21 protein-coding genes are annotated in these 19,542 nt (G+C 68.0%); 9 read left to right on the top strand and 12 right to left on the bottom strand.

Annotated features, from left to right (window positions below; genetic code table 11):
* Window positions 1–179: 179 nt before the first annotated feature.
* The 3 genes from ACODRV_RS12420 to ACODRV_RS12430 are packed head-to-tail and all read left to right on the top strand — an operon-like array spanning window position 180 to window position 3,333.
* Window positions 180–2,672: a CHASE3 domain-containing protein gene (locus ACODRV_RS12420; RefSeq protein ID WP_141627297.1), complete on the top strand. Its 2,493-nt coding sequence runs from the start codon at window positions 180–182 to the stop codon at window positions 2,670–2,672.
* Window positions 2,672–3,058, top strand: a complete 387-nt coding sequence (locus tag ACODRV_RS12425) for a response regulator (RefSeq protein WP_141627298.1) — start codon at window positions 2,672–2,674, stop codon at window positions 3,056–3,058. Before ACODRV_RS12420 ends, ACODRV_RS12425 begins: the two co-directional genes overlap by 1 nt.
* Window positions 3,055–3,333, top strand: coding sequence for an Hpt domain-containing protein (locus tag ACODRV_RS12430; RefSeq protein ID WP_488908530.1), 279 nt, complete (start codon window positions 3,055–3,057; stop codon window positions 3,331–3,333). The genes ACODRV_RS12425 and ACODRV_RS12430 overlap by 4 nt, the downstream gene beginning before the upstream one ends.
* On the opposite strand, the gene ACODRV_RS12435 is transcribed toward ACODRV_RS12430, so the two are convergent.
* The 5 genes from ACODRV_RS12435 to ACODRV_RS12455 all read right to left on the bottom strand — a co-directional run bounded on the left by ACODRV_RS12435 (window position 3,324) and on the right by ACODRV_RS12455 (window position 8,473).
* Window positions 3,324–3,782 carry a hypothetical protein gene (locus ACODRV_RS12435; RefSeq protein ID WP_141627300.1) on the bottom strand — a complete coding sequence of 153 codons (459 nt, stop codon included), beginning with the start codon at window positions 3,780–3,782 and terminating at the stop codon, window positions 3,324–3,326. The two genes, ACODRV_RS12430 and ACODRV_RS12435, sit on opposite strands and share 10 nt — an antisense overlap.
* Window positions 3,779–4,312: a hypothetical protein gene (locus ACODRV_RS12440; protein ID WP_141627301.1), complete on the bottom strand. Its 534-nt coding sequence runs from the start codon at window positions 4,310–4,312 to the stop codon at window positions 3,779–3,781. The genes ACODRV_RS12435 and ACODRV_RS12440 overlap by 4 nt, the downstream gene beginning before the upstream one ends.
* Window positions 4,309–7,002, bottom strand: coding sequence for a hypothetical protein (locus ACODRV_RS12445; RefSeq protein WP_488908531.1), 2,694 nt, complete (start codon window positions 7,000–7,002; stop codon window positions 4,309–4,311). The genes ACODRV_RS12440 and ACODRV_RS12445 overlap by 4 nt, the downstream gene beginning before the upstream one ends.
* 8 nt (window positions 7,003–7,010) lie before the next feature.
* Window positions 7,011–7,832, bottom strand: coding sequence for a fimbrial biogenesis chaperone (locus tag ACODRV_RS12450; protein WP_488908532.1), 822 nt, complete (start codon window positions 7,830–7,832; stop codon window positions 7,011–7,013).
* A 116-nt stretch (window positions 7,833–7,948) separates the two neighbouring features.
* Window positions 7,949–8,473 carry a DUF4402 domain-containing protein gene (locus ACODRV_RS12455; protein ID WP_141627304.1) on the bottom strand — a complete coding sequence of 175 codons (525 nt, stop codon included), beginning with the start codon at window positions 8,471–8,473 and terminating at the stop codon, window positions 7,949–7,951.
* Window positions 8,474–8,718: 245 nt separating this feature from the next.
* On the opposite strand from ACODRV_RS12455, the gene ACODRV_RS12460 reads away from it, so the two are divergent.
* Window positions 8,719–9,363, top strand: coding sequence for a LuxR C-terminal-related transcriptional regulator (locus ACODRV_RS12460; protein WP_141627305.1), 645 nt, complete (start codon window positions 8,719–8,721; stop codon window positions 9,361–9,363).
* On the opposite strand, the gene plsX is transcribed toward ACODRV_RS12460, so the two are convergent.
* Together plsX and ACODRV_RS12470 are read right to left on the bottom strand one after the other, a co-directional pair.
* Window positions 9,345–10,421 carry a phosphate acyltransferase PlsX gene (gene plsX / locus ACODRV_RS12465; protein ID WP_488908533.1) on the bottom strand — a complete coding sequence of 359 codons (1,077 nt, stop codon included), beginning with the start codon at window positions 10,419–10,421 and terminating at the stop codon, window positions 9,345–9,347. The genes ACODRV_RS12460 and plsX overlap by 19 nt on opposite strands.
* A 98-nt stretch (window positions 10,422–10,519) precedes the next feature.
* The gene (locus ACODRV_RS12470; RefSeq protein WP_488908607.1) at window positions 10,520–10,975 is read right to left on the bottom strand and encodes a hotdog family protein; all 456 of its coding nucleotides are present in this window, start codon (window positions 10,973–10,975) and stop codon (window positions 10,520–10,522) included.
* Window positions 10,976–11,058: 83 nt separating this feature from the next.
* Between ACODRV_RS12470 and ACODRV_RS12475 the strand changes: the two genes are divergently transcribed.
* The 5 genes from ACODRV_RS12475 to darH all read left to right on the top strand — a co-directional run bounded on the left by ACODRV_RS12475 (window position 11,059) and on the right by darH (window position 14,946).
* Window positions 11,059–11,346, top strand: coding sequence for a 3-hydroxyacyl-ACP dehydratase FabZ family protein (locus ACODRV_RS12475; RefSeq protein ID WP_141627308.1), 288 nt, complete (start codon window positions 11,059–11,061; stop codon window positions 11,344–11,346).
* A gap of 102 nt (window positions 11,347–11,448) precedes the next feature.
* The gene (locus tag ACODRV_RS12480) at window positions 11,449–12,399 is read left to right on the top strand and encodes a dialkylresorcinol condensing enzyme (protein ID WP_488908534.1); all 951 of its coding nucleotides are present in this window, start codon (window positions 11,449–11,451) and stop codon (window positions 12,397–12,399) included.
* A complete protein-coding gene (locus ACODRV_RS12485; RefSeq protein WP_488908535.1) occupies window positions 12,396–13,541 on the top strand; it encodes a beta-ketoacyl-ACP synthase III in 1,146 nt (381 codons plus the stop codon). The genes ACODRV_RS12480 and ACODRV_RS12485 overlap by 4 nt, the downstream gene beginning before the upstream one ends.
* A 3-nt stretch (window positions 13,542–13,544) precedes the next feature.
* Window positions 13,545–13,955, top strand: a complete 411-nt coding sequence (locus ACODRV_RS12490) for a DarG family dialkylresorcinol biosynthesis protein (protein ID WP_488908536.1) — start codon at window positions 13,545–13,547, stop codon at window positions 13,953–13,955.
* Between the two features lie 4 nt (window positions 13,956–13,959).
* The gene (gene darH, locus ACODRV_RS12495; RefSeq protein WP_488908537.1) at window positions 13,960–14,946 is read left to right on the top strand and encodes a BtrH-related acyltransferase DarH; all 987 of its coding nucleotides are present in this window, start codon (window positions 13,960–13,962) and stop codon (window positions 14,944–14,946) included.
* Here darH and ACODRV_RS12500 read toward each other — a convergent pair.
* From ACODRV_RS12500 to ACODRV_RS12520, 5 genes are read right to left on the bottom strand one after another with little or no spacing between them, the layout of a single operon-like run.
* Complete coding sequence (locus ACODRV_RS12500) at window positions 14,943–15,827, bottom strand: beta-ketoacyl synthase N-terminal-like domain-containing protein (RefSeq protein WP_141627312.1); 885 nt, start codon at window positions 15,825–15,827, stop codon at window positions 14,943–14,945. The genes darH and ACODRV_RS12500 overlap by 4 nt on opposite strands.
* A complete protein-coding gene (locus ACODRV_RS12505; protein WP_488908538.1) occupies window positions 15,820–17,001 on the bottom strand; it encodes a beta-ketoacyl synthase N-terminal-like domain-containing protein in 1,182 nt (393 codons plus the stop codon). Before ACODRV_RS12505 ends, ACODRV_RS12500 begins: the two co-directional genes overlap by 8 nt.
* Window positions 16,998–17,267 (bottom strand): phosphopantetheine-binding protein, encoded by a 270-nt coding sequence (locus tag ACODRV_RS12510; RefSeq protein WP_141628339.1) that lies wholly within the window; start codon window positions 17,265–17,267, stop codon window positions 16,998–17,000. The genes ACODRV_RS12505 and ACODRV_RS12510 overlap by 4 nt, the downstream gene beginning before the upstream one ends.
* A 17-nt stretch (window positions 17,268–17,284) precedes the next feature.
* Window positions 17,285–18,484, bottom strand: coding sequence for an ABC transporter permease (locus tag ACODRV_RS12515; RefSeq protein ID WP_141627314.1), 1,200 nt, complete (start codon window positions 18,482–18,484; stop codon window positions 17,285–17,287).
* Window positions 18,481–19,395 carry an ABC transporter ATP-binding protein gene (locus tag ACODRV_RS12520; RefSeq protein WP_168196844.1) on the bottom strand — a complete coding sequence of 305 codons (915 nt, stop codon included), beginning with the start codon at window positions 19,393–19,395 and terminating at the stop codon, window positions 18,481–18,483. The genes ACODRV_RS12515 and ACODRV_RS12520 overlap by 4 nt, the downstream gene beginning before the upstream one ends.
* Window positions 19,396–19,542: the final 147 nt, after the last annotated feature.

A 19,542-nucleotide genomic window follows, 5' to 3' on the forward strand; every position in this document is an offset into this window, starting at 1 on the left:
CCGCGCACCGCGATCTGGTCTGGACCACGACCCCGCAGGAGGCGCTGTATCACGCTGTCCGTCCCTGACGCCCGACCAAGCGCGCAGGATGCAAATCTCTCACGCGGGGGTTGAAGTAATCCGTAAGGTGCGCACTCTCCCGCCCCGGAGAGTCTTCGCCGAACGTTGGGACGGAGTTCATGCGACAACCGGTTCCGGTTTCCCGTCTGAGCCCCACGCTGCTGATCGCGGCGGTGGGGGTCATCGTCGTGGCGGCCCTGGCGGGCATCGGACTGGAGTTGACGCGCGAGTTCCGGCGCGAGGACGCCGTCCGGGCCGAGGTCGAGCGGTCACATGAGACGCGCACGCAGATCCTGAGCGTCTTCTCCCTGCTTCAGGACGCGGAGACGGGGCAGCGCGGCTATATCATCACCGGCGATGAACGGTTCCTGCAGCCCTATGATGAGGCCGAGAAGCGGCTGACCGCCCAGATGCGGCGGCTGGAGCGATTGTATGCGACCCAGCCGGCCCAGCAGGCGGATATCCGCACGCTGCAAACCCTCGTCGGTCGCAAGCAGAACACCCTGAGCACCGGCATACGGACCCGCCAGCAGCAGGGCCGGGACGCCGCCCTGGCCTATGTGGCCGAGGGCGCGGGCAAGGCGGCGATGGATGACATCCGCGTCGTGGTCGACCGGATGGTGCAGACAGAGGCCAGGTCCCTGGACGGGCTGATCGGGCAGGCGACGGCGCAGGGCGCGGCGACGGAGCGGCTGGTCGCGGGTCTGTTCGCCCTGTTGCTGGGGACGGTGATCGGCACGGCCTTTCTGGTCTGGCGCTACATCAGCACCCGCCGCCGCCTGCTGGACGAGGTGCGCACCACGGCGGCGCGGCAGACGGCCATTTTCGACAGCGCCATCGATTCCATCCTGACCCTGAACCCCAGCGGCAGCATCGAGACGATGAATGACGCCGCCACGCGGATGTTCGGCTGGTCCGGGCCGGAGCTGGTGCGGCGCGACATCTCGGTGCTGCTGGACCTGAAGGAGAGCGGTGACGGGTCCAAGAGCTTCCTTAGCCGGCTGGGCTTCACCGACGGCGAACTGGCGAACGGGGTCGTGCGCGAACTGACCGCGCGACAGCGGGACGGCGGGACCTTCCCGGTGGACGTCGCCCTGAGCCTGATGCCCCTGCAGACAGGCGTGCACATGGTAGCCGTGGTGCGCGACATCTCGGAGCGGCGCCGGGTCGAGGAGATGAAGCAGCAGTTCGTCTCGACCGTCAGCCACGAACTGCGGACGCCCCTGACCTCCATCGCCGGATCGCTGGGCCTGCTGGCGGGCGGGGCGGCGGGAGAGATTCCGGACAAGGCCGCGCGGCTGATCAGCATCGCCCACTCCAACAGCCAGCGGCTGGTGCGGTTGATCAACGACATTCTGGATGTCGAGAAGCTGGAGTCCGGCCAGATGACGCTGGAGATGGCGCCGCTGGACCTGCGCGACATCGCCGTGCGTTCGATCGAGAATGTGCATGGACTGGCCGACGACCTGAGCGTGGTGGTGCGGCTGGAGCATGGAGAGACCGCGCCGGTTCGGGGCGACGCCGACCGGCTGATACAGGTGGTGGTGAACCTGCTGTCCAACGCAGTGAAGTTCTCGCCGGCGGGAAGCGAGGTCGAGGTCTCCGTCCAGCCGGAAACCCGGATCGCCCGGCTGAGCGTGCGGGACAACGGCCCGGGCATCCCCGACGAGTTCCGGGCCCGCATCTTCTCGAAATTCGCACAGGCGGATTCTTCCGACACCCGCGCCAAGGGCGGGACGGGACTGGGGCTGGCCATCGCGCGCGAGATCGCGGAACGGCACGGCGGGCGGCTGTGGTTCGAGTCCGCCCCGGGCGAAGGCGCGACCTTCCATCTGGATCTGCCGCTGGAACTGGACGACGCCGAGACGGGCGGCGGCGCGGGACCGCATCTGCTGATCGTCGAGGACGACGCCGACGCCGCCCGGGTGCTGAAGACCATGCTGGCGCAGGACGGGTTCAGCGCCGACATCGCCGCGACGGCGCGCGAGGCCCTGAACGCCGTCCGCACGGACGCCTATGCCGCCGTTCTGGTCGATCTGCACCTGCCGGACGCCGACGGGGTGGGCCTGATTCGCACGCTGCGATCCGACGCGAGGACACGGGACATTCCGGTGGTCGTGGTGTCGGCCGACGTGGCGCGCGGGCGGGCGCGGGGACGGTCGCTGGAGGTCATCGACTGGCTGGAGAAGCCGTTTGACCAGACCCGGCTGCGCGGCGCGGTCGCCGGTATTCTGGAGCGGCTGAAGAAGCAGCGGCCGGTGGTGCTGCACGTCGACGACGACCCCGACATTCTGGCGGTGACGGCATCGGCCCTGTCCGGCGCGGCGGAGGTGACGGGGGCCCCGTCGCTGTCGGCCGCCCGCGAGGCGCTGAAGGCGCGCACGCCAGATCTGGTCATTCTGGATCTGGGCCTGCCGGACGGGTCCGGGCTGGAGTTGCTGGCCGATCTGGACGACGGCGAGGGCCAGTCCGTCCCGGTGATCGTCTATTCGGCGCAGGAAATGGACGCCGCCCTCGGCCACCGGGTCGAGGCGGTTCTGGTGAAGTCCCGCACGTCGCTGGCGGGACTGGTGCGGACGGTCCGCCGTCTGACGGGCAAGGGAGGCCGCTGATGAGCGCACTGGCGATCCTGCATGTGGACGACGAGCCCGACATCCGGGAAGTCGCGGCCTTCTCGCTGGAACTGGACCCGCAGATCGAGCTGACGACGGCGGAGTCCGGAGAGGTGGCGCTGGAGCTGCTGGAAGGCGGCCTGCGGCCCGACGTGATCCTGCTGGACGTGATGATGCCGCGTCTGGACGGGCCGGGAACCCTGGCCCGGCTGCGGGTGTTGCCCGGACTGGAACAAACTCCGGTGATCTTCATGACCGCGCGCGTGCAGAGCGGTGAACGCGACCGTTATCTGGAGCTGGGCGCCGTGGGCGTGATCACCAAACCGTTCGACCCCATGACGCTGGCCGGGCAGGTCCGCGACATCCTGATGGGACGCCCTGCATGAGCGGTGACACGCTGGATGCGATCAGGCAACGGTTCCGCGAGCGGGCGCTGGCGGACGCGGACGCCCTGTCCGCCGCATTGAAGGCCGGTGACCGCGCCCGGATCGAAGCGCTGGCCCACGGGCTGGCGGGAGCGGCGGGCATTTTCGGCTTCAACGAGATCGGCGGGCAGGCCAAGGCGGTGGATCAGAAGTTCGCGGACGGCGGCACCCCCTCCTCCGCCCAGATCGAGGCGCTGATCGCGGCCATCCGACGCGATATGAACGCCTATTCGTAGTCGATGCTCAACGGCAGGGCGGCCATGGGCTCGGTCGCGCCGTCCAGCCGGACGCGCAAACGCCCGGACACCCGCAACAGGTCATGCCCCTGAAGGTCAAGGCGAGCCACGCGGGTTTCGGAGATGTCGCCGGAGGTTGCGCTCCAGATTTTCAGATCCTCGATGACCGCCACGTCCTGATCCCCGTCGTCCTGCGGCAGGCGGATGCGGTAGATGCGACCCGGATCGCCGCTGATCTGGATCATGGCCGGGGCGTCGACGAGGTTGGTCCCGCTGACGGACAGGGCGACATTGGTCTCGTTCGGTTGCAGCCGCATCGGGCTGACGGTTGCGATGCTGAGGCCGCGCTGGACCGTCAGAGTCCCCGAACCGTTCTGCGACTGGGCGACGGCGGCGACAGGCAGGCCCGCGATCAGCACGGTCAGGAGCGGGAGGGCGAGGCGTTTCATGTCGTGAACTGCACGGTGATCATATAGTCGAAGGTCTGGACGCCGCCGGCGGCGCCGGCCGCGAGCTGGACATCCATGCCCAGTTTGAAGGTCGCGGTGGTGAACAGACCCAGCGGGTTGAGGTCGAACACCAGCGTCGAGGCCTCCGCGGGCGCCGAACCGGCGCGATAGACGCCGCCCGTCATCGAACCGACCCGAAAGCGGGTGATCCGGGCCGGACTGGTCGCCACCGGGGTGATCGTCACCCGGATATGGCGCAGGGCGCACAGACCGCTCAGGTTCAGGAGGCCGCAGTTGATGGTGATGGTGGGCGTCGTCACCGAACTGCTGGACAGACGGATGGCATCGCCCGAGGTGCGGCTGACCGCGCCTGCCGTGGTGATCGAGAAGGTGGTGGCGCTGGCCCCTCGGATGGTCGTGCCGAGCACCGGCGCGGTTGCGGGCGAGCGGGTGACGGTCGGGTCGGCGTGGGCGGAGCCGGCGACGAGGACCATAAGGGCGGCGCTGACCGCCGCGATCAGACGCTTCATGGATTGGCCTCCCCCGCAGTTTCGATGATGACGGCGCCGCCACGGACGAAACCGCCGATGGCGGGGATCGTTACCTGAACGGGTTCGACCTGCTTCAGGTTCAACTGGCGGGACTGGGCCTCTTCCAGCCGCACGGTCCAGTCGCCCGGCGCGACGGCCTCGAAGAACAGGACACCGGCGTGGTCGCTGCGGGCCGCGACGACGGTGCGGCCGTCGGCGGAGACCAGCTCGACGTTCAGAGTCGCCAGCGGGCGCAGCGAGCCATCGGCGCGGCGCAGGCGGGCGGACAGCTCCAGCTCGCCGCTGCGACGCATCGGATAGTCGATCACCGCCGTCCGGCCCGGACGCGGGGTGAAAGCCATCACGGGCGGCCCGGCCATCAGGAAGGGATCATCCACCCCCTCGGCATTCAGGCGGATCCGGGCCGAAGCGCCGTCGCCCAGCCCGACCGCGACCGCATGCCCGTTCGCGTCCGTATCGACCGGGCCGACGGGGGTATCGACGATCAGCCCGGGGACCCCCGGCTCGTCCGGTTGACGGCGACCGTCGGCGTTCTCATCGACCCAGGCGTTGACGGCCACGGCGCCGCCGGACGCCGCGCCCGGACGGGTCATGCGATAGCCGCGCGCGAACGGGTCGTAGCCGAAGCCGAAGCCCATCTGGACGCCGACCCGCCATTCCTTGGATTCCGTTTCGTAGGAGGCGTTGAAGGCCAGGTCGAAGCGGTCGGCCCGCCACAGGTTCGACGCCTGCCAACTGGTTTCCGGGGACGGACCCAGCGTGCGGACGACGCCCAGACGCAGGGCGTTCCGCTCGGTGACCTGCCAGTCGAGGGTTGCGTAGGCGGTTTCGACGCGCGGATCAGGAGACAGTTCATAGGACAGACCGCCACGCAGTTGCAGCCGGGACGACAGAAGCGTCGCCACATCGGTCGAGCCCAGCCAACGCGGTCCGGCGCCATTGCTGGTGTCGTCCTGCCAGGCGACGCTGCTGGAGACGTAGAGGCGGCCCAGCGGGGCCGACGCGCGTAGCTCCGCGTCGGTCAGCACGATGCCGTCCATGCGGCGCAGCCGGCGCAGGTTGAACGACACCGGCGCCGCGAGACCACGCGGGCCCTTCACCTGACCATCGAGTCGCAGGTCGGTGGCGCTGCTCAGGGGGGCCAGATCGACCACGCCGAGCTGGCGGGTCTCGTCGATGAAGCCGCCCTGATACCCGGAATGGCGGGCGATGACCGAGACGCCGAACGGGCGGGCGGCGAAGCCGACTGTGCCGCCGCTGCCGCCAGCGTCATCGAAGGCGATGTCGATCTGGGCCGCGACCGGCCCCAGTGACCCCCGTAGGCCGACGGCGGCCAGCGACCGGGCCTCTGCGCCGTCCGGCGTGAACCGCGCCAGACCCGCGCTGATCGTCAGGCCGGGGGTCAGGCCGTAGTCGGCCATGACCGCCAGACGCGCTTCGCCGGTGGACGGACTGACCGTCCGCTGGCCGACGTTGAACACGGTCAGCCCCTGCTCGACCGCGCCGAAGCGAAAGACCAGACGCCCGTGTTCTACCTGACCGGCGCCGAAATTGATCCGGCGGACGACCTCCCGCCGCTGTCCCTGCGAGCCGTAGAAGACCAGACGGATGGTGTTCAGCCCGAAGGCCAGCGGCACGTCGAGGAACTCGTAGCGTCCCTGAACCGGCGAGGTCTGCGCGGCCTGGAGCACCTCGTTGATGTAAAGCTCGACCTCCTCGCCCAGCGCCAGTTCGCCGCGCAGGTTCAGGGGGGTGGCGAGGTCGAGGTTCTCCAGCGGAGCCGAGGTGTAGAACAGGCCCCGCCCGGCGAAGCCCGCCGCGCCGATGGGCATGGACGGGGTGAAGACGTCGCCCAGCCCCGCCCGCGTGCCGCCCAATGGCCCCAGCGCGCGGCCGTCCGGATCCTTGCGGGTCAGGACGACGCGGACATCGTTCACCTCCCCGTCTTCATTCGAGCCGAGGTAGCCCTCGAACCCGGCCCACAGCAGGTCGGAGGCGGCGCGCACGTCATAGCGCCCGGCCTGATCGACGCCGTCCCGGCCGAGAAGTCCGCCCAGATTCACGTCGAACGATGGCGGCGTGAAGACCGTATAGGGGGTGTCGATACGGACGGGTTCCGGCTCGTCCGGTGCTCCGCCCAGGGCGGCCTGTCGCCGCTCGCGATCCGCCCGTTGCTGGAACGGCAAGGCCTCGGTCGGAGTCAGGTCCATGACCTGCGCGGCCGTGTCGGGGCTGAGCCGCAGCGGCAGAAGCTGTTGTAGCAGGTCGATGCGGACGTAGAGGTCGTCGTTGTAGATGGCCGCCTGTTCGGCGGCGAAGCGGACGGTGCGGCCGTCGATGCGCGCTTCACCCGAGGCGAGGTCCACGACCAGCCGACGATCCGGGGAGATCACCCAGCCTTCGGCGCGACGCTGGGCCGGGAAGACGCCGACGGCGAGGTCCAGCACCCGCGACAGTTCGCCCAGTGGCACATAGACGCCGGAGCGGGAGGCGTAGACGTTCAGGCTGTCGGTCAGTTTCACATCGCCCGAGCGGACCTCCATCCACAGCAGGTCGTCCGGGCTGAAAGGCTGGGGATCGGCGGCGATCAACAGGTTGCGCGCCAGCTCCTGCCCCACCGCTTCGGCGGGCACGGCCGCCAGCGATAGGGCCGCGAGACCGGCGCGCACGGCCAGCCTCACGGCGCGACGAGGGTCGCCGTCGCCAGGATTTCACCGGGACGGGCGTCGTCGTCGCGATAGACCACGGTTACGGTCTGACCGGGGGCCAGCGCTGTCTGCAACGGCGTCACCACCGTGCGGCGGCTGATCTCGGGATAGACGGCCACGCCCCGCACCGCGGTCGCCAGAGGCGCGTCGGGGCCGGCGCCCAGATGGATTTCCACATCCCCGTAGACCGAGCTGTCGCCCAGTCGGACGAGGTCGAGGGACAGGACCTGCGCCCCGTTCTCGGCCCGCAGGACCGACAGGTTCTCGACGGCGGCGCGGGCGTCGGCGGGGCCGTCACGGACGATGACCGGGATGCTGACGCTGAACAGGGCGATGACCTGCACCGCAACCTCGTCCGCGCCGGGCTGGACCGCCTGTTCGACGGTGAAGCCGGCGGTCTCGGACGGCAGGGCCGTGACGGTCAGGTGCGTGCGATGCTCGCCCCCGGCGCCGGGACGGGCGCGGACACGGATCGCCTGACTTTCGCGCGGCTGCAGTGTGATCCGGCGCGGCGTGTACTGAACAAGGTCGGCGGCGGAATCGAGCGTGGCTCCGGGCTGGTCCGCGGCGGCCACGATCTGGCCGTCAGCGAGCATGACCCGGTCGACCAGCTCGACCGAATAGGTCGCGGCCTGATCACCCTGATTGAAGATATAGACGGTGGCGCTGCGCTCGCCCGGTTCGAACACCACCCGCTTGGGAGAGATGTTCAGGTCCGCGCCGACCTGGGCCCCGGCGGGGCCCGCGATCAGCAGCAGAAACGCGGCCGAAAGAACAAGACGCATCGACATCACGACGACCTTCTTCAGTCCATCCTGAGCGCGAAGGTAGTTCTCGCGAACAACCGATGCGTTAACGACGGGACGGGCCGACCGGACTTCCCGCAGCGGAAACACCGGATCGCCGATCAGTTATAGGCCGCCGAAACGGTGAAGGCGCCGGTGTAGACTCCGGTCGGCGAGGTGGAGGCGACCGGGACGCTTCCGCCCACTCGGAAGCTAAGCGAACCGGCCGAACCCAGGGCGTTGCTGAGGGTCTGGGCGGCGGCCGAACCGGTCAGGTTGTTCGAGGTGGTGACGGTGAGGGTGTCCGTGCCGTTGGCGATCGAGAAGGTCGCGGGGATGGTGACCGAAATCGACTGGCCGCCTTCGCCGTCGACGGTGAACTGGGCGGCCTGCGGTGTGTCGCCCGAGTTCAGGCCGACGACGCCGCCGGCCACCGAACGCGCGCCGGCGGCGCTGACGGTCACGGTGCCCGATCCGGTCGAGGGGCGCACCACCGTGCCGAACTTCAGGTCGGCGTTCTTGGTGATGGTCAGCGGGCGGATGACGGTGATGGAGCCCGTCCCCGTGGTGGACGCCGACTGGGCCATGGCCGGGGCGGCGATAGCGACAGTCAGAAGGGCGGCGGCGGCGGCAAGCGACTTGATCATTTTCGATCTCCAACGACGAGGGGCCTCGTCTGCGTTGGCGTCCAAATCATCCTGATCGGCGGGCAGGTCCACAACCCGCCCCGCTGAAATGGTGCAAATCGAACCAAAGTTATAGGTTGAGACGAGAATCCCGCTCCCGCAAAAATGGTCAGTTTTCGGGTAGGCAAACCTGCTGTTAGGACTCACACTCGCAATCTGACCGTGCGAATTGGCGTATAGCCAAGGTTGATATCGGAGGATCAGCTGTGCGCTGGATCGTTCTGATCGTCGATGACCACCCCTTGGTGGGACAGGCCTTCGAGCTGTCGATCAAGGCCGCCTATCCCCATCTGGACGTGGGCCGCGTGACATCGGCGACCGAGGCGGACGCCTATGTCCGCCTGCATGGGCCTAGGGTGAAGCTGGTGATGCTGGACCTGATGCTGCCCGATGCCGAGGGCTTCAGCGCCCTGCTACGGCTTCAGCAGATCCTGCCGGACGGAAAGATCGCCATTGTCTCGGCGCGGACGGACCATCATTCGCTGTCAATGGCGCGGGCGTTCGGGGTCGACTCCTATTTGTCCAAGTCGGAACCGGTGGAGACGCTGGTGAACGCGGTGGGCGCGATCCTGCGGGGCGAGACCCTGTTCCCCGAAAATGTCGAGCCGGACCCGAGGGCGGTCGATTTCCACCGTCGCATCTCGACCCTGTCAGCGGCCCAGCTGCGGATCATGCGGGCACTGGTGGACGGCAAGCTGAACAAGCAGATCGCGGGTGACATGAATCTGACGGAGGGCACGGTGAAACAGCACGTCTCGGCCATCCTGAAGAAGCTGCAGGTCAACAATCGCAGTCAGGCGATCCTGGCGGCGGCGCCGGTGTTGAGAAACGATCAGGCGCCGACGGGCTGACTGACCGGCGCCTCTTCCGGCGTGGCTTCCATGATGTCGCCCAGTCGCTCCAGACCGGCGGCGACCTTGGCCAGATAGTCGCTGCGCGCGAGATCGACCGCCACCCGGATAGCCGAGGCGAAACCGGCGGCGTTGGTGCTGCCGTGGCTTTTCACCACCAGACCGTTCAGGCCCAGCAAAGGCGCGCCGTTGTAGCGGCCCGGGTCGATGCGGTGGACCATGGTCCGCAGGGCGGGCTTCACCATGAGGGCGCCGACCTTGCCCAGGGTGGTGGAGGTCAGCGATTCCTTGAGCAGGGTCAGCAGGAAGCGGATCGTGCCCTCGGTGGTCTTGAGCGCGATATTGCCGGTGAAGCCGTCGGTGACGATGATGTCGACCGTTCCCTTGGCGATGTCGTCGCCCTCGACGAAGCCGCGATAGTCGAGACCCTGCCCCCATTCGCGCAGGATGCGGTGGGCCTCGCGCACCTCGTCATGGCCCTTGTTGTCCTCTGACCCGACGTTCAGCAGGCCGATGGTGGGGCGGGTGGAGCCATGGACGGCGGCGTGGAAGGACTCGCCCATGATGGCGAACTCAACCAGCTGACGCGCGCCGCAGTCGATGTTCGCGCCGACATCCAGCACCACGCTGATGCCGCGCGCGGTCGGCCAATTGGCGACGATGGCCGGGCGCTCCAGCGCGGGCACGGCCATGCGCAGGATCAGTTTGGAGATGGCCATCATGGCGCCGGTGTTTCCGGCGGAGACGGCGGCGTGGGCCTCGCCCGCGCGGATCGACTCAACGGCGTTCCAAAGGCTGGTTCCCTTGCCCCGGCGCAAGGCCTGGGCGGGCTTTTCGCCCATCGGGATGACCTTGTCGGTATGCCGGATGTCCATGTTCCCGCCCGACAATTTCAGCCGGGCCATCTCGGCGCGGATGGCGGTCTCGTCCCCGTGCAGCAGGAAGCGCAGGTTCCGGCCATCGTGGCCCTTCAGATACTCGTGGACCCCGCCGATGATCGCCGGCGGCCCCTGATCGCCCCCCATGACGTCAAGCGAGATTGTCGTAGCGGATGGCAAGGGCAGGAAACTCCGGGCGCCGAGGGGTCTTAAGCCCCTTCTGTCGGCAAGGGTATCGTCGTGTCGCGGGGATGGGAACCGGGAGGTCAGGCCGAAAGTCAGGCGAGGGCGATCATCAGGACGCCGTCGATCAGCACGGCGCCGCCGACCGTCTCCAGCGCGAACTCGTACTGCAAGGCGGCGCCGGTGCGCGCGATCTGGGTGGCGCCGACCCGCAACGGGCCGTTGATGTCGTCCAGACGGTCCACATGCCAGTTGATGTTCGACAGGACCGCCAGGCTGCCGCCACGCCCCGGTTCGGCCTTGTCGCCGGTGAGAGAGGAGTGGATGGCGGCGGCCTGCGCCGCATACTCGATGCCCGCGGTGATCGGCAGGCGGTCGTGCGAGCGCAGGGGATTGTCGTCGGACAGATGCGAATCCGCCTCGCACAGGATAGCCGCGCCCTCGACCTTCAACACCCGCGCCAACAAGCGCATGGCCCCGTCGTGGGGAACCAGCCGATGCAGTTCGGCGCCTTGCAGAATCGGTGCGCCAGACGCCCCCGTGGTCGCCATGGTCAAGGCAGCCCCCCTTGCTTGCCAAGTCTTTGACCGTTCCATAAACCTGACCACGGTGGTTGGCGAGCAGTGAGCGATTGATGAAACCGGCGCTGTCCGTCCCCCTCGACCACCCTGCCCTGCCGGGACACTTTCCGGGCAATCCGCTGGTGCCGGGCGTGATGATCCTCGATCTTCTGGCTGACGACTGGCGTGAACTGTCGCCGGACAGGCCCTTGCGCGGGATCCGGAAGGCCAAATTCCAGCGGATGCTGGCTCCCGGAGAAAAGCTGAGCGTGGAGTGGGCCGAAATTCGTGACGACAAGGTCAGTTTTCGTGCCTTTGTCGGGGACGAAATTCTCGCTACAGGTCAGTTTGCACTGGCATAACGTGGAAAACGCTCGCCCCGCGCGAGCGTAACCGCACCCGTCCGCAGGCGCCGGTGGAGTGGTTGTAGGGTTTTATGTGACTCTCGGGGGAGAACGCTCACGATGCGCAAGGTGCTGGTCGTCTATTATTCGCAGACGGGACAGTTGGCCGACATCGTCGATGCGACGATCGCGCCGCTGAGGGCGAACGCGGACATCGAGGTCACCGTCTCCGAGCTCAAGCCGAACAAGCCCTGGCCCTTCCCGTGGCCCTTCTTCCGCTTCTTCAACACCTTCCCCGAGACCGTCTATGAAGACGTCGAACCGGCGGAGGCGCCCGGCGTCGATCCGGACGCCGACTATGATCTGGTGATCCTGGCCTATCAGGTCTGGTTCCTGTCCCCGTCCCTGCCGACCATCGCCTTCCTGAAGTCCGAGGGCGCGCGCAAGCTGCTGGCCGGGAAGCCCGTCGTGACGCTGATCGGTTGCCGCAACATGTGGCTGATGGCGCAGGAGCGGATGAAGACGCTGATCAGCGAACTGGGCGGGCGACTGGTCGACAACATCGTGCTGACCGACAGCGCGCACAGCGCCTTCACCTTCGTCTCGACCCCGATGTGGATGCTGACCGGCAAGAAGGGCCCGTTCCTGAACGGGCTGATCCCGGAAGCCGGCGTGTCGAAGGAGGATGTCGCCGGATGCGCCCGCTTCGGCCGCGCCATCGCCGCCGCCCTGCCGAAGCGCAAGCGTGAGGACAACACCCCGATGCTGGGCGGTCTGGGCGCCGTGACGGTGCGTGAGGGCCTGATCGAATCCGAGAAGACCGCCAAACGCAGCTTCATGATCTGGGGCAAGCTGCTGCGCGCGACCGGCACGCCGTCGTCGGCCCTGCGTCAGCTGGTCATCGTGATCTATGTGCTGTTCCTGATCACCCTGATCCTGACGGTCGTGCCGCTGCTGGCCATCATCAAGGCGCTGCTCAAGCCGTTCCTGAAAGCCCATGTCGCCCGTCAACGGGCCTATTTCGCCGCTCCCTCCGGGGAATCCATGCAACTGATGGAAAGCCCCTCTTGACCCGTTCCGTCTACATTACGCGTACCGCCGCCTTCCTGCCGAACGCCCCGGTGGGCAATGACGACATGGAGCGGATTCTGGGGCAGGTCGGGCCGCGTCCGTCGCGCGCCCGCCGCACCATCCTGCGTTCGAACGGCATCAAGAGCCGCCACTATGCGATCGACCCCGAGACGCTGAAGCCGACCCACACCAACGCCCAGCTGGCGGCCGAGGCCGTGCGCCTGCTGGATACCGATCTGGACGCTGTCGAGTGCCTGGCGTGCGGCACCTCCAACCCCGACCAGATCATGCCTGGTCACGCCTCCATGGTGCAGGGTGAACTGGGTTTGCAGGACGTTCAGTCGGTTTCGACCGCAGGCGTGTGCATGAGCGGCATGGCTTCGCTGAAGTACGCCTGGCTGTCGGTCGCCGCGGGCGACACCGACGCGGCGGTGGCGACGGGATCGGAAACCGCCTCGGCCGTGATGTCGGCGGCCAACTTCACGCCCGAGATCGACGCCCGGGTGGATGCGCTGGAAGATAACCCGGAGATCGCCTTCGAGAAGGATTTCCTGCGCTGGATGCTGTCGGACGCCGCGGGCGCCTTGCTGCTGGAGCCGGAGGCGCGAGCGGGCGCGCTGAACCTGCGCGTGGACTGGATCGACCTGCACTCCTTCTCGGGCGAGATGGACACCTGCATGTACATGGGCGGGGTCAAGAACGAGGACGGCAGCATCACCGGCTGGGCCCAGTTCACGGCCGAGGAACGGGCCGCCCAATCCGTTCTGACCGTCAAGCAGGACGTGCGCCTGCTGAACGACAACGTCCTGCGCTACACGCTGGAGAAGCCCCTGCCCGGCATGGCCGCAAAGCGCGGCCTGAAGCCCTCGGACGTGGATTTCTTCCTGCCCCACTATTCGTCGGAGTTCTTCCGCGACCGGCTGTACCAGTCGATGCTGAACGTCGATTTCGACATCCCGCAGGAGCGCTGGTTCACCAATCTGACGACGCGCGGCAACACCGGCTCGGCCTCGATCTATGTAATGATCGACGAACTGCTGGCCAGCGGCCGGCTGAAGCCGGGTCATCGCCTGCTGTGCTGGGTGCCGGAAAGCGGCCGGTTCTCCGGCAGCTTCATGCACCTGACCGTGGTGCAGGGCTGACCGATGAAGACCGATGAGGTCCCGCAAGACCCATCCCTGACCCACGCGGGACAGCGCAAGCTGTTCTACGCCGTCGATGAACAGGGCGATTACACCGAGGTTCAGTCGCTGGGCTGGGATGTGGAATCCTACGCCACGCTGGCCGCCGTCGAGGTGCTGAACCAGCAGCGGGACGATGCATGGGAACGGGCGAAGGCGGGCCTGACCGCGCCGCTGGAGTACCATATGTATCGACGCCGCATGGACCGGGCCAGCTTCGCCTCGGCCACCGGCTTCTGGCGCTGGCGGACCTCGCGCCACTTCAAGCCCGCCGTGTTCGCCCGCCTGCCGGACACGATCCTGAACCGTTACGCAGAGGTGCTCGGCATGAGCGTCGAGGACCTCCGGAGCCTCCCTGCCGCGCCGGACGCCTGAGCCCATGAGCGACTTCCACCACCGTCAGTCCGCGCATTGCGAAAGCGGCGTGGTCGCGAACATGCTGACCCACCACGGCCTGCCGATGAGCGAGCCGATGGCCTTTGGTCTGTCGGCCTCGCTGACCTTCGCCTACATGCCGATCATCAAGCTGGCCGGGATGCCGCTGATCGCCTACCGGATGCTGCCGGGGAACATCATCAAGGGCGTCGAGAGGCGCGTCGGCATGCGCTGGGAGCGCACACGGTTCAGCGACCCGGCCGAGGCCGAACGGGCGCTGGACGCCGCGCTGGACGCCGGGCGGGCGGTCGGGCTGCAAACCTGCGTCTACTGGCTGCCCTATTTCCCGGAGCAGATGCGGTTTCACTTCAACGCCCACAATCTGGTGGTCTACGGGCGCGAGGGGGACGACTATCTGGTCAGCGATCCGCTGTTCGAAACCACCGTCCGCTGTGATCGCGCCTCGATGCAGCGCGCCCGCTTCGCCAAGGGCGACATGGAGCCCAAGGGGCTGATGTACTACCCGACCGGCACACCGGGCGAGGTCGACTACGCGACCGAAATCCCCAAGGCCATCCGCTGGAACGCCAAAACGATGCAGGCCCCGGTGCCGATCGCCGGGGTGAAGGGCATCCGCTTCCTGGGGCGGAACATCGTGAAGCTGTCGCGCGATGCGAACCGCGACACCTACCTGCCGCTCTATCTGGGCCACATCGTGCGGATGCAGGAGGAGATCGGGACCGGCGGGGCCGGGTTCCGCTTCATCTATGCGTCCTTCCTGCAGGAGGCGAGCCGCCTGCTGGGCCAGCCCGCGCTGGCCGACGCAGCGAAGGAACTGACGGCGGCGGGCGACGAGTGGCGGCGGTTCGCCCTGCGCGCCAGCAAGATGTGCCGGGGGCGGGCGCAGATGGATGTGCACGAGCTGGACGCCATCCTGAACGGCATCGCCGACAGGGAACTGGCCGTCTGGAAGAGCCTCCGGCACGTTTAACCGCGCCGGACCTCCAGCAGGATGGCCGCATAGCCGCCGCTGTCGTTGGCGTTGACCTGAAGCAGCACCTCGGCGTCGCCGTCGCGGATGAAGTCGCCCAGGGCGCCGACGCTCTGGCTGTCGTAGCAGGCGCGGCCGTCGGCGGCGTCGGTCAGGCGGCTCAGCCCCGCCTCACGCATCACGCCCGCGACCTCATCCGACGGCAGATACTGGCCGCGGTTGAAGACGGTGCGCGCCGGGTCCAGCGTCTGTTTCGCCAGCCAGTCGGACAGGGCCGCGCGGTCCGCGAAGAAGTCGACCGAACGCAGGGCTGACGGCCCCTGTCCGTCCGCGCGCAGCCAGAGCCAGTGACTGGCCTCGGCGACCGGCGTGCCGTCCTCCAGCCGCAGGCGGCGGCGGTGCACCTCCATCGGCCCCGTGGCGATATCGACCGAACCGACCAGCGCCGAGCTGACCAGCCCCGTCTCGATATCCAGCAGGGCCAGCTGAAGCGCCGTCTCGAAGCTGAAGTGGGTGTTGCTGAGGAAGCAGCTGCGTCCATGCAGGCCGAAATGGCGCGCGACGTAGAAGCAGGCGGCGTTCGACACCGTGTTGATGAAGCTGAGCGGCTTGGGCGGTTCGCCGTGTTTGAACAGCGGCTCCATCACTTCCAGCGTCACCTCCAGATCGCCCCGGCGCGAAGCCATGTAGACGGCGGTTTCGGCAGGCGGGGTCTCCGCGCCGACGCAGCGGGCGGCGCCGATCAGGGCCGACTGGATGAAGCGGCCGATCCGACGCACCGGCTTGCCGGTTTCGGCGGTCAGCAGGGCGCGCAGGTCCGGCGGGATGTCTTCGACGGGGGCGTAATAGTCGCCCAGGGCGTGGATCAGGACTTCAGTCATCGACGTTCGCGATCACGAGCGAGGTGTTGTTTCCGCCGAAGCCGAAATAGTTGAGCATGAAGACGCCCGGCGCCATGGGCTGCGGGGTCTGGAACAGGCTGATCCCCAGTTCGCCCGGCTCGGCGCAGACGCCCGGGACGGCCGGGAAATACCCCTGCTCCAGCAGGGCGCAGAACAGGATCAGTTCATTCAGGCCGCAGGCGCCGAAGGTGTGGCCGATGAAGGGCTTGAGCGCACAGAGCGGCGGCACGGTCCCGAAGGCGCGGGCCATGCCGGCGGCCTCGGCCTCGTCATTCAGCAGGCTTGCGGTGCCGTGGGTCTTGATGCCCGCGATGCGTCCGGCCTCGACGCCCGCCGAGGCGAGGGCGCGCTGGATGACCTCAAGCACGGTGCTGCCGTCCGGGTTGGCGGCGGACATGCCGAAGATGTCGCAAAGGTTGGCGGCGCCGCGCAGGTGGAAGCCCGAGCTCGCCAAGGCCCCCGCCCCGTTCCCATGCCGCTTGCCGCCGCTGACCACCACCGCGCCGCAGCCCTCGCCGGGAACCAGTCCGCCGCGCGCGCTGTCAAACGGCTTCATCGTGCCGGTCTTCGACAGCAGGTTCAGTCCCTGGAAGCCCATGGCCGTGATGATGTTCAGGCTCTCGGAACTGACCACCAACGCATGTCCGGCCCGGCCGCTGCGGATCAGGGCGTCGCCGTAGATCAGGGCGTTGGCGCTGGCCGTGCAGGCGGTCGAAACGGTGTAGTCCGGGCCGCCCAGACCGAAACGGCGACGCAGCCGCTCGGCCAGACGGCCGAGGTTGTTGTTGTGGGTCAACGGATGGGCGTCCAGCCCTTCAGCCAGTTCGCGTTGATAGATCGCCTCGGACCGCGAGATATCGACCGACGACGAACCGAGCAGAAGGATCGTGTCGGCGCGCTCCGCGGCGGTGAGGCCGGCGGCCTCGATCGCCTCGGCGCAAACGGCCTCCAACACCGGTTCTAGCCGGTTTTCGATATCGACGAGCGGTCGATCCTTGAGCAGCAGGGCGGGCACGACCGCGCGCAGTCCGCCCGCCTCAAGCGGGACGGACGCGGCGTCCGGGGGTGGCGCGAACAGGGCCGCGACATTGGCGGCGACGTCCTGTCCAAGGCAGGTGTGGAGCCCCGCCCCGACGAAATAGCTTCGGCTCATGCGGGCGGCGCGGCCTTGGCGGCGATAATGAAGTCAGCCAGCGCATTGATACTGGCGAAGGCCTTGCGTCCGTCCGGCCCGCCCTCGATCCGCACGCCGTACTGCTTTTGAATCGCCAGACTGACCTGGAGTGCGTCGAGCGAATCGAGATCCAGTGATCCGCCCATCAGCGGTTCATCGACCGGCATGTCGGCGGGGTCGATATCCTTGTCGCACTCTTCGATGATGAGGCGTTTCAGCGCCTCGACCAGTTCGTTGTGGTCCATCGGGCTTGTCATCGGGCTCACTCTCGAAGGCGGAAACGGACCAGGGCCAGGACCATGGCGACCGCCCCGAAGGCGGTCAGTTTGAAGAGTTCAGGCAGAATGTCCACGACGTCGCCGCCGTTCAGCAGCAGAGCCAGGAAACCGTCGACGCCCCACGACATGGGCGACAGCTCGGCGATGCGCTGCATCACCTCGGGCATGACGAATTTGGGCACCATCACCCCACCGATGGCGGCCAGAACGATGCTGCCCAGACCGGCCAGAAGGGTCGCCTGCTCGGTCGTCCGGGCGCTGACCGCGATCAGCAAGGCCAGGCCCAGCGCGGCGATACTGAGCGCCGCCGACAGGGCGATCAGGGCCGGGAGGGAGCCGTTGATCCTGAGCGCATCACCGCCCAGCAGCGGCACCAGCCAGACCCCCGCGGCGAGCATCAGGACGACCTGAAGCTGGTTGATGCCGAAATAGGGGATCAGCTTGCCGAAGAACTGGGCCAGCGGGCCGATGTTGGTCGTCCGGAGCCGGCGTTGGGCGCCGACCTGACGCTCACGGATGAAGCTGTTGGAGAAGGGCACGGCGACGAAGAACAGGGCGAACACCAGCCATGCCGGGACGCTCTGCTGGACCGAACTGGGCGCGGCGTCATGGCCCGCATCGGCGTAGGCGTAGTTGACCGCGACCCGCCCGCCGGTCCCGCGCTTCTCGTTCTCCGGCATGGGGTAGCCGACGCGTTCGAGGATGCGTTCGGAGCGCTGGCGGCCGACGGCCTCGTTCACGGCGGCGACGAAGATTTTCTCGATCTGGCGATTGGTGTCGGCGGCGGTGGTGACAGTGACCAGCGGGGACGGATCGTCCGACGACAGCTCGGCGATGCGGGTCTCGTAGCCCGCCCCGACGTCCAGCAGGAAGGCCGCGTCCTCGGTCCGGAGCAGGGCCTTGGCGGCCTCCGGTCCCGGCTGGACCGACACGGCGCGCAGGTCGAAGGCGTCGTTGGCCTTCAGCCGGTCGATGAAGTCCCGTGACTGTTCCTGGCCGTCCCGATTGACGAACAACACGGCGACGCCCGCGCCGCCGCGCGTCTCGAACATGTCCTGAAGCGCCAGAGACATGATCAGGATGAAGGTCAGGGGCAGGATGAACAGCAGCGCGAGGCCGTGGATATCCCGCGACAGCAACCGCAATTCCTTGACGAAGGACGCCATCAGGGCGGAGCGCTTCATGACGCCGCTCCCTGATCGAGGATCGCCAGATAGGCCTTCTCGAGCCGGGCCACGCCATAGGCGGCCTGTGCGACCTGCGCCTCAGCGCGGGCCAGCAGGGCGAAGGCCCCGGCGGGACCGGCCGCGTCGGACACCGGCAGGGTCAGCGTCAGATCATCAGCCCAGACGACGCCGCCCTCCGACAGGATCGCCCTGCCCTGCGCCGACACCGGCGACAGGAGCCGGACTTCGAGCGCGCCGTGGGCGTAGCGGGTCAGCACCTCCGCCTTCGAGCCGATGGCCAGCACCCGCCCGCGGTCGATGATCGCGAGGTGGTCACACAGCGCCTCGACCTCCTCCATGTAGTGAGAGGTGTAGATGACGGTCACGCCCTCCGCCTTCAGCGCGGCGATGGCCTCAATGATGGTCTGGCGCGAACGCGCGTCGATGCCGACGGTGGGTTCATCGAGATAGAGCACGCGCGGCGCGTTCAGCAGGGCGATGGCCAGATTGAGCCGCCGCTTCTCCCCGCCCGAGAAGGTTTCAGCGCGGCGATCCAGCAGGTCCTGCAATTGACAGGTCTCGACGGCCGCGGCGAAGCGCTCGCGCCAGACGGCGCTGGACAGGCGACAGGCGCCGGCGAAGAAGGACAGGTTCTCGCGCGCCGTGAGGTCCGGATAGAAGGCCAGATTCTGTGGCGCCAAGGCGCCGATCTGGCGCACCGCCTTGAGATCGCGGCGGATCGACAGGCCGTCGATCCTGATCTCGCCCTTCTGTGGAGCCAACAGGCCGGTCAGCAGGCCGAACATCGTGCTCTTGCCCGCGCCGTTCGGCCCCAGCAGGCCGAAGCAGCCGCCCCGCCGCACCGTGAACGAGACGTCGGACAGGGCGTCGCGATCCGCACCGCGATGCCGGTAGAAAAGGTCGGACACCGTGATGAAGCCATCGTCCCCGACCGGGACGGACGCCGGGGTCAGAGGGGGCGACGGGGTCGCGGGGAAGACGTCGTCCTGAATGCCGGCACCCTGTATTCGCGCGGCCAGTCCCCCCAGCCCGGAGCCCGAGCTTTGAAGTCGAAC

The organism is Brevundimonas sp. FG8 (assembly GCF_057808845.1).

Coding starts and splice junctions, on each gene's coding strand:
- ACODRV_RS12430 (WP_488908530.1), top strand. CDS start 3,055: ATGAGCGGTGACACGCTGGATGCGATCAGGCAACGGTTCCGCGAGCGG.
- ACODRV_RS12455 (WP_141627304.1), bottom strand. CDS start 8,473: ATGATCAAGTCGCTTGCCGCCGCCGCCGCCCTTCTGACTGTCGCTATC.
- ACODRV_RS12440 (WP_141627301.1), bottom strand. CDS start 4,312: ATGAAGCGTCTGATCGCGGCGGTCAGCGCCGCCCTTATGGTCCTCGTC.
- ACODRV_RS12470 (WP_488908607.1), bottom strand. CDS start 10,975: ATGGCGACCACGGGGGCGTCTGGCGCACCGATTCTGCAAGGCGCCGAA.
- ACODRV_RS12515 (WP_141627314.1), bottom strand. CDS start 18,484: ATGAAGCGCTCCGCCCTGATGGCGTCCTTCGTCAAGGAATTGCGGTTG.
- ACODRV_RS12420 (WP_141627297.1), top strand. CDS start 180: ATGCGACAACCGGTTCCGGTTTCCCGTCTGAGCCCCACGCTGCTGATC.
- ACODRV_RS12480 (WP_488908534.1), top strand. CDS start 11,449: ATGCGCAAGGTGCTGGTCGTCTATTATTCGCAGACGGGACAGTTGGCC.
- darH (WP_488908537.1), top strand. CDS start 13,960: ATGAGCGACTTCCACCACCGTCAGTCCGCGCATTGCGAAAGCGGCGTG.
- ACODRV_RS12490 (WP_488908536.1), top strand. CDS start 13,545: ATGAAGACCGATGAGGTCCCGCAAGACCCATCCCTGACCCACGCGGGA.
- ACODRV_RS12505 (WP_488908538.1), bottom strand. CDS start 17,001: ATGAGCCGAAGCTATTTCGTCGGGGCGGGGCTCCACACCTGCCTTGGA.
- ACODRV_RS12500 (WP_141627312.1), bottom strand. CDS start 15,827: ATGACTGAAGTCCTGATCCACGCCCTGGGCGACTATTACGCCCCCGTC.
- ACODRV_RS12435 (WP_141627300.1), bottom strand. CDS start 3,782: ATGAAACGCCTCGCCCTCCCGCTCCTGACCGTGCTGATCGCGGGCCTG.
- ACODRV_RS12450 (WP_488908532.1), bottom strand. CDS start 7,832: ATGTCGATGCGTCTTGTTCTTTCGGCCGCGTTTCTGCTGCTGATCGCG.
- ACODRV_RS12475 (WP_141627308.1), top strand. CDS start 11,059: ATGAAACCGGCGCTGTCCGTCCCCCTCGACCACCCTGCCCTGCCGGGA.
- ACODRV_RS12425 (WP_141627298.1), top strand. CDS start 2,672: ATGAGCGCACTGGCGATCCTGCATGTGGACGACGAGCCCGACATCCGG.
- ACODRV_RS12510 (WP_141628339.1), bottom strand. CDS start 17,267: ATGGACCACAACGAACTGGTCGAGGCGCTGAAACGCCTCATCATCGAA.